The organism is Streptomyces sp. NPDC091682 (genome assembly GCF_044756625.1).
Taxonomy (GTDB): Bacteria; Actinomycetota; Actinomycetes; order Streptomycetales; family Streptomycetaceae; genus Streptomyces.
The window spans coordinates 1-5,647 of the sequence record NZ_JBIVTH010000061.1 but is presented as its reverse complement, the minus strand read 5'-3'; the positions used below and the strand labels follow the sequence as shown (position 1 = coordinate 5,647).

The 5,647-nt window shown below is 69.9% G+C and carries 8 protein-coding genes and 2 pseudogenes; 4 read left to right on the top strand and 6 right to left on the bottom strand.

Features of this window, described 5'->3' with window-relative positions:
• Window positions 1-336: 336 nt before the first annotated feature.
• From ACIQK6_RS43005 to ACIQK6_RS42990, 4 genes are all read right to left on the bottom strand, one after another.
• Complete coding sequence (locus tag ACIQK6_RS43005) at window positions 337-642, bottom strand: hypothetical protein (protein ID WP_329100456.1); 306 nt, start codon at window positions 640-642, stop codon at window positions 337-339.
• Window positions 643-891: 249 nt separating this feature from the next.
• Window positions 892-1,233 (bottom strand): hypothetical protein, encoded by a 342-nt coding sequence (locus ACIQK6_RS43000; RefSeq protein WP_402697815.1) that lies wholly within the window; start codon window positions 1,231-1,233, stop codon window positions 892-894.
• A 67-nt stretch (window positions 1,234-1,300) separates the two neighbouring features.
• Complete coding sequence (locus ACIQK6_RS42995) at window positions 1,301-1,426, bottom strand: hypothetical protein (RefSeq protein ID WP_402697814.1); 126 nt, start codon at window positions 1,424-1,426, stop codon at window positions 1,301-1,303.
• The gene (locus tag ACIQK6_RS42990) at window positions 1,423-2,346 is read right to left on the bottom strand and encodes a zinc-binding dehydrogenase (RefSeq protein WP_329100454.1); all 924 of its coding nucleotides are present in this window, start codon (window positions 2,344-2,346) and stop codon (window positions 1,423-1,425) included. Before ACIQK6_RS42990 ends, ACIQK6_RS42995 begins: the two co-directional genes overlap by 4 nt.
• 93 nt (window positions 2,347-2,439) lie before the next feature.
• Between ACIQK6_RS42990 and ACIQK6_RS42985 the strand changes: the two genes are divergently transcribed.
• From ACIQK6_RS42985 to ACIQK6_RS42970, 4 genes and pseudogenes are all read left to right on the top strand, one after another.
• Window positions 2,440-2,871 carry a MarR family transcriptional regulator gene (locus tag ACIQK6_RS42985; protein WP_329100452.1) on the top strand — a complete coding sequence of 144 codons (432 nt, stop codon included), beginning with the start codon at window positions 2,440-2,442 and terminating at the stop codon, window positions 2,869-2,871.
• 35 nt (window positions 2,872-2,906) lie between these two features.
• Window positions 2,907-3,425, top strand: coding sequence for a putative immunity protein (locus ACIQK6_RS42980; RefSeq protein WP_329100450.1), 519 nt, complete (start codon window positions 2,907-2,909; stop codon window positions 3,423-3,425).
• A gap of 58 nt (window positions 3,426-3,483) precedes the next feature.
• Window positions 3,484-3,686: pseudogene (locus ACIQK6_RS42975) on the top strand (IS5/IS1182 family transposase); the annotation flags it as partial.
• 150 nt (window positions 3,687-3,836) lie between these two features.
• Window positions 3,837-4,160 carry a hypothetical protein gene (locus ACIQK6_RS42970; protein ID WP_402697813.1) on the top strand — a complete coding sequence of 108 codons (324 nt, stop codon included), beginning with the start codon at window positions 3,837-3,839 and terminating at the stop codon, window positions 4,158-4,160.
• Here ACIQK6_RS42970 and ACIQK6_RS42965 read toward each other — a convergent pair.
• Window positions 4,161-4,784 (bottom strand): annotated as a pseudogene (locus tag ACIQK6_RS42965) (helix-turn-helix domain-containing protein); the annotation flags it as partial.
• Window positions 4,785-4,907: 123 nt separating this feature from the next.
• A complete protein-coding gene (locus ACIQK6_RS42960; RefSeq protein ID WP_402697812.1) occupies window positions 4,908-5,492 on the bottom strand; it encodes a hypothetical protein in 585 nt (194 codons plus the stop codon).
• Window positions 5,493-5,647 lie beyond the last annotated feature (155 nt).

Here is a 5,647-nt window from a genome sequence, read left to right as displayed (position 1 = left end):
CCCCCGCGACATCCGCTGGGGCTTTCCTCCGGGCTTTCGTTCTGCTGTCTTGCGTTTCCGACTCTATCAGACTCTTTCGTGTCCGACTTCCTCGGTGCTTTCCAGGTTTTCGCTTTCGCGCTTTCCCTTTCCGGCGGTTCCGACTCTATCAGAAGTTCTCCACCGGATTTCCCCGGCTTCGGATTCCTGAAGAATCGAGTGCACCCCACACAGAATTGCATTCCTTGGGGGGTGGGCTGCCGAACTTGTCCAGTTCGAGGCAACCGTTTGACTCTACAACCCGCCCTGGGGGGTGTCAAAACGGCCCCGGGGCGCCCCGGTCGGCCCGGGGCGGACCTACAGGCCGGCCCGGGTCAGCAACGCTTCGGCCTGCTCCCGGGAGAGGCGCGGAGGGGGTGGTGTTGCCGGAGGGCACGCGTGGTTGCCGCGGTAGAAGGACAGCATCCACTCCGCGAGCTCGCCGGCGGGTTCCAAGGTGGCCACCACCCGCTCGCGCAACGCAGCCGGGATGTCCGGCCGAGCCGCGATCACGTTGCGGACGAAGGCGTCCGGGTCCTCGGCCAGCTGATCCCGCAGCCCGGCCGGCAGGTCCGGATGGGCCGCGACGGCTTCACGTACGTCGGAATCCGGGTCTGTGGCCAAACCCCGGGGGTGCCACATGGCGAACCGCAGCAGCGCGGGTCTCCGGATCGGCGAGCAGTCCGGGCAACAGGTCCGCCGGGGGGATGTACGCCCGGAGGCTTCGCCGGCGGACGTCCGGGGCGGTGTCCGTCAGCAGTGCCCTGCGCACGGCGTCGGGGGCATCCGGCCAGCGCGAAACGACCGACGACCGCACAGCGGGGTCCGGATCCGCGGCCAGTCGGGCCAGTAGGTCCGGCGGCAGGTGGTCGTTCAGCGTGAGGAACCACCGCACGGACTGGTCCGGGTCGTCCGCGAGGCGAGCCAGCGTCCCGGGCGGCTCGTCCGCGTGACGCTCGCGGCGACCGCGGACCGGACGGCCGGCTCCAGGTGCTCCACGAACCGGATCCTCAGCCAGGGCGGTACGTAGGCGTTGGCGGCGAGCGTGCGTGCGGAGCCGAGGCCGATGATCTCCTCGATCATTTCCTCGGTCAGGTCCCGGCGCAGCAGCGCTGCCGTGCGCCGGGCACCCGGGTGGCTGAGCAGGCGCCACACCAGGTCGGCAGGAAGGTCCTCTTGGGTTGCCAGAGCGGTGAGTTCGGCATCCGGATCCATGGGTAGCAGGCTAGGCCGCTGCTCGAACGCCCGCGTCGAAACGTGCAGAGCCAGTACGGCCGCTCCGCTACCGCGGCCGGAGCGGCCGTACTACCTGGACGAGCTGGTCGAGCTGGACGACCTGGACGAGCTGGTCCAGCCGGTCCCGCCGCTCCAGCGGGAAGGCGGCACCGTCGCCGGGGCGCGGGGTCATGGGACCAGGACGACCTTGCCGCGGTTCCGGCGCTGCTCGATGAGCGCGTGGGCGCGGGCGGCCTCGACGAGGGGGATCTCCTCGTGCACGGCCGTACGCAAGGTACCCGCGGCGTACAGCTGCCAGAGCTCGCGCAGCCAACGCTCGTACAGTTCGGGCTTGCCGGTGGCGACGGCCCGTATCTGGAAGCCGATCAACGAGGCGCCTCGGAGCAGGAGTTCGTACGCCTGCACCGTGCCGCCGCCGGAGCTGAAGGCAACCAGGCGGCCGCCCGTCGCCAGGGACCGTACCGCCGGGCCGAGCAGGTCGCCGCCGACGCCGTCGAGGATCACGTCATACGGGCCGCCCCAGTCGGCATCCTCGTACAGGACGACCTCGTCGGCGCCCAGGCCGCGGACGAAGTCGGCCTTGTCCGCGCTGCTGACCGCCGCGACGACGCGTCCCGCCCCGCCCGCCTTCGCGTACTGCAGGGCGAGCGTCCCCACGGCGCTCGCCGCCGCCGTCACCAGGACCGACTCGCCGGACTCCACGCGCGCGGCCTCGTACGCGCCACGGGCGACCAGCCCGCTGCGGACCAGCGCGACCGCCTCCACGGCGCCCGCGCCGGCCGGGATCCGGGAGGTCATCGCGGTGCTGAGCACCGCGTACTCGGCGTAGGCGTCGGCGAAGCACAGTCCCGTGACGCGTTCCCCGGCGACAAAGCCGGTGACGCCGGGGCCGGTGGCGACGACGGTCCCCGCCACCTCACCGCCGAACGGGACGGGCTCGCTGCCCTCCCGCACCTTGCGCACGGTCGGCAGGGTCACGCCGACCGCCTCGACCCGGATCAGCAGCTCTCCGACCCCCGCCGAGGGCATGTCGGCCTCCTCGGCGAACAGCACCTCCGGCCCACCGTTGACCTCATGGCGAATGCGCAGCACAGGACCTCCCCGACCCCGATCATTTTCATTGGACATCCCAACGATAAGGTCAAAGTCGTGGGGATGTCCAACGACTTTCGCTAGGGTGGGCCCATGACCTCGGCCCTCCAGCACATCCAGTCCCTGCCCTCCTGGCTCGTCGGCCGCGTCGCGGCGCGCGGCCGCGGACTCGTCGCGGAGGCGATCGCCGCAGAGGGCTTGAAGCTCATGCACCATGCGGTGCTGGCCGCCACCGCCGAGTACGGGCCCGTCGCCCAGGCCGACCTGGGCCGCCGGCTCGCCGTCGACCCCAAGGACATGGTCGGCATGCTCAACCACCTCCAGGAGGCGGGCCTCGTACGGCGCGCCCCGAACCCCGACGACCGCCGCAAGAACGCCGTCACCGTCACCCCCAAGGGGACTGCCGTACTCACCCGTTGCGCAGCCCTGGCCGAAGCGGCCAACGCCGAATTCCTCGCCCCGCTCAGCCCTGCCGAAAGGGAGCGCCTGGTGGCCCTGTTGGCCCGGCTCCACGAAGCCCCGTAGGTCCACGGCACGCCGAGCCCGCACATGATGGGCGGATGGACGAGATAGCTATCAGCGAAGAAGACCGCCGCCAACTCGGCATCTGGGCCGCCGATTGCGTCGAGCGGGCCCTTCCCCTGTTCGAGGCGAAGGCTCCAGCCGACACCCGCCCGCGCGAGGCGATCGAAGGCATCCGAGCCTTCGTACGCGAGGGCAAGCGCACTGCGAAGCTGCGTTCGCTCGCCTGGGCGGCCCACGCGGCGGCGCGCGAGGTCGACGACCCGGCAGCCACGGCCGCCGCCCGCGCCGCGTGCCACGCGGCAGCGACCCCGTACATCCACCCCTTGGCCACCCCGCACCAGTCGAAGCACCTACTGGGCCCCGCCGTCTACGAGGCACTCGCCCGTGAACTCGCCGCGGGCGATGCGGCGGGCGCTGACGAAGAGATCAGCTGGGCGATCGAGCACGCCCCGCCGGAGGTCCGCGCCCTGCTGCGCCGCATGCCGGCGCGCAGCCCTGGTCGCAGTCGGCTGGACACGCTCTACTACGAGCTCGACAGCGCCCTCCGCCACTGACCTACGGCTGGCCGGCCAGCCTGCTGCGCAGGTGATCGGGGTGGTCAGTCGATCGGGTGTGTCTGTCCGCTTAGTGATCACTGCTGCGATGTGGGACCGGATCGAGCTGCTGGTGCCGGCCGATCCGGTCCGCGGCGACGGTGTGCCAGCCGCCGCGGCACCCTTGAGGGCATCGCGTGGAAGTACCGCACCTGGTCGCCCTGGCGGCACCTGGTAACGGGGTCCGGAGACCGGAAGACGGAGGCGATCCGTGCGATCCAACGGTCACTGGCCCCGGCATCTGGAACAGCGAGCTTCTGCTGGACAGCGCGCCCGTAGCGGTCACAGAACCCGTCTGGCTGGTGCTCTGGCCGCATACGTTCGCCGGGTAATCGTGGCGACGGATGGTGTGCTCCTGCGTAGCCTCGTCTCGTGGTGGATCACGAGCAGTACGTCAGGTACGGGGAAGACTCGAAGGTGCTGGCAGCGATCGGGAGGCAGGTTGACATCCAGGTTGACCGGGTCTCGGTGCGTCTGCCCAGGGCTGTGGCCGAGGCGGCCGTAGCCGCGTGGGATAGGGAGGAATCGAGTGGGCAGGCTCCCGAAACCCATGAGCAGTACCTGCTGAGGGACAAAGCGGCGGAGTTGGCGCTGATCGGGCTGGAGATCTCGCAGCGTGGTCGTTGGGAGGGCGAGGAGCTCCTGATTGACCTGGACATCGCGTCGGCGGGTGCTGCAGTGCGGGCCTCTCAGTGATCAGACGGCTGGGAGAGGGGGCCCGCCCCAGCGGATGCCCGTCTCGCTGCGGATGCGAACACGTTCGCGGCGTTGGGCGGCTAGGACGTCGGGGGGGCGGGCGTTGATGTTGCGCCAGCGGAGGTAGGCGTGCAGAGCCCGAGTCTGGACCGTCCCCTTCTTGCGGCGGTTGACGCCCCACGGCCTGTCGTCGCCGATCGAGTAGCAGCCGTGGAAGGACCGGACACCACGGGTGCAGTGGTAGGTCGCGGGATGCCGCTCGGGGTGGCCGACGGGAGCCCAGCCCGACCTTGCGGTGGGCCGGATGCCGCGGCCGTGGACTTTCCTCAGGTAGGCGGCGGGTTTGCGGATCGACCAGCGGGTGAAGGGCTGGCCGAGCTTGGTCGGGCGGGTGGTGGCCGTCTGGACGACGAAGTCCTCGTCGTCAGAACTCAGCCGGCGGGGACGACCTCCCGCCCACCGAGGGTCCAGGCAGGCCAGGCCGATCTCGTTGAACCGGTGGATCACATCGCGGAAGGTGTCCTCGTCGGCCTGCACCAGCTGGGCGATCACCGGGACCCGGTTCCCCCCGGCCGGGGCCAGCAGCATCATCGCGCGCCGGTAGCGCACCGAACTGGCGCTGCCCGGCGCACGATCAGAAAGCGGCCGGTGTCCTTGAGTCAGCGGGTGCCAACGCGACCTTGCTCGGCTCCTGGTGCGCCCGCACCAGCAGCCGAGGGGCTGGACGTCCAGGGCCGAAGGCGGGTCTCAGGCGGAGACGATGGGGCAGCCCCGCCGGATCGAGTGCTGGGCAGCGCGCAAGAACAGTGCGACGTAGAAGGCTGCGTCCAGGTCCCTGCTCCACAGCCCTGTTCGAGTAGAGACCAGCTCCTTCGCCTGGTTCCTGAACCAGGTGCTCAGGTCGAGGTTGTCGCATGTGGCCGGAGTTTCCGCCGGCAGTCCGATGGCCGTCGCCAGCTTCTCCGCGAGCGGTAGCACCTGGGGAGCACCGACGACCATGGTCGACTCGTAGTAACCGGAGTCGATGGGCAGCCAGATCTCCTCGTCGAGCGGGATGGGCACGAGCACGGTCCAGCCGCAGAGGACCTCCGATTCCTCATGTGTCAGGTGCGTCTCGCACAGGGCGAAGAACCCGGTCATGGAGAGGCTCAGCTTCTCCTCGAAGGCTTGGCCCGAGCCGGCTGCGAATTCCGTCTCCGGGGGTACGTCCTCGTAGGGCGGCAGGCCTCGCTGTCTCAGTTCGGCGTTGAGCGCTGAAGCGACTTCGCCCCATTCGTCTTCCTCTTCACCGAACCATTCCTCCGCGCCGACGCTCACCAGATATGCACCCATGCGGGGAAGCTACAGCGCACGTCTGACATCGGTTGCTGGTGACCGCACATTGGCCTTGCCGTGAACGCAGAAAAGCCCCGCACCGAACCCATAAAGGGCTGGTGCGGGGCTTCCGCAATAATTGTTCGGCGGCGTCCTACTCTCCCACAGGGTCC

Excerpts from the sequence above, each read along its gene's own strand:
- ACIQK6_RS42985 (WP_329100452.1), top strand. The coding sequence starts at position 2,440 with ATGACCTCGGCCCTCCAGCACATCCAGTCCCTGCCCTCCTGGCTCGTC.
- ACIQK6_RS42980 (WP_329100450.1), top strand. The coding sequence starts at position 2,907 with ATGGACGAGATAGCTATCAGCGAAGAAGACCGCCGCCAACTCGGCATC.
- ACIQK6_RS42960 (WP_402697812.1), bottom strand. The coding sequence starts at position 5,492 with ATGGGTGCATATCTGGTGAGCGTCGGCGCGGAGGAATGGTTCGGTGAA.
- ACIQK6_RS43000 (WP_402697815.1), bottom strand. The coding sequence starts at position 1,233 with ATGGATCCGGATGCCGAACTCACCGCTCTGGCAACCCAAGAGGACCTT.
- ACIQK6_RS42995 (WP_402697814.1), bottom strand. The coding sequence starts at position 1,426 with ATGACCCCGCGCCCCGGCGACGGTGCCGCCTTCCCGCTGGAGCGGCGG.